This window comes from Streptomyces sp. NPDC031274, from assembly GCF_055570235.1.
In genome coordinates, this window is sequence record NZ_JBVIHP010000411.1 from 1 (window position 1) to 1,110 (window position 1,110).

The window sequence follows — 1,110 nt, forward strand, 5'->3', positions numbered from 1 at the left end:
AGCGATTCTTCGACGGATTCGACCTCGTCGAGCCAGGCTTGGCTCAGGCGCCGTTCTGGCGCCCCGACGGTCCGCCTCCCGACGGGGCCCGCGAGATCGGGTTCTACGCTGGCGTGGCGCGCAAGCCTGAGTGAATTCAAAGCCGCGCTGGCGGCGGTGTTGCCCTGCGGGCCGGTGGGCAGCGCCGCTTTGGCGTCCATGCGCGGCGCAACGCACGCGCATCTACTACAGGCGAAGGCCAGGGTGTCGCCGACAGGCACTGAGCGCGGCAGAGGGATGCCCACTCGGCCGAGCTTGTCGCCGACGGTGGCGTCGACGAGGAACCGGGTCCGCTACTGAACTTGCATGAGTGTTGTCGGGGGCCAGATCAGGGCGAGCGCGCGAGCGTATGCGTCTGGATCCAGGTGTAGCCCTCGGCCCAAGATGACAAGTGACAGAGAGCGAAACGGGTCCGTTGACGTTGCTGCGTGAGCTCGACGATCCGGAGTGGCTGGAGTGGCCGGGAGACTACGACCGCTGTGAGACCGCCGTTCAGCTCGACCGCCTGGTGGCACGGATCGAGGGTGACTTCGCAGCTTGGTGCCTTGCTGAGCCGGATACCCAGGATGCCAGCGAGTACGGAAGCGCCGTCGTGCCCGCGGAAGCAGCCGTCTGTGGGACTCGGATCGTGGTCTGCGTGAGGAAGTCCGGGTCACTCGCCCTGGTCGTGCAGACAACCTCGGAGCCTTTCTGGCACTGAAGTGGCCCAAGCGTGTGGCGGTCGAGTTCGCATGGCCCTTCGCCCATTACCGCGTGCGGAGTTCACCGTCTGGGGGTAGGGAACACCGCCCGAACCTCCCACCCTCGATCGGCACGGGTACCCGCGTGTAGTTCGCCGCCCAGGGCGGTGACGCGTTCCCGCAGGCCGATGAGTCCGAAGCCGCCACCGTGAGCCATGGCGGGGAGTTCTGTGCCGCCGCGGCCGTCGTCGGCCACCGCTACTTCCAGCCGTTGAGCGCTGTAGGACAGGCTGACGGTGACCTCAGTGGCATCAGCGGCGTGCCGTCGTACGTTGGTCAGCGCTTCCTGGACGACGCGGAAGGCTGCTGCTTGCACTTCGTGCGGCAGATT

General features: G+C 67.0%; 3 protein-coding genes. 2 read left to right on the top strand and 1 reads right to left on the bottom strand.

Annotated features, from left to right (window positions below; all coding sequences use genetic code 11):
- Together ACZ5CR_RS46775 and ACZ5CR_RS46780 are read left to right on the top strand one after the other, a co-directional pair.
- The coding region (locus ACZ5CR_RS46775; protein WP_468870150.1) for an SAM-dependent methyltransferase at positions 1-134 on the top strand (134 nt) is incomplete at its 5' end.
- 296 nt (positions 135-430) lie between these two features.
- Positions 431-739 carry a hypothetical protein gene (locus ACZ5CR_RS46780; RefSeq protein WP_468870147.1) on the top strand — a complete coding sequence of 103 codons (309 nt, stop codon included), beginning with the start codon at positions 431-433 and terminating at the stop codon, positions 737-739.
- Positions 740-801: 62 nt separating this feature from the next.
- On the opposite strand, the gene ACZ5CR_RS46785 is transcribed toward ACZ5CR_RS46780, so the two are convergent.
- A partial coding sequence (locus ACZ5CR_RS46785) for an ATP-binding protein (protein WP_468870149.1) occupies positions 802-1,110 on the bottom strand: 309 nt, incomplete at its 5' end.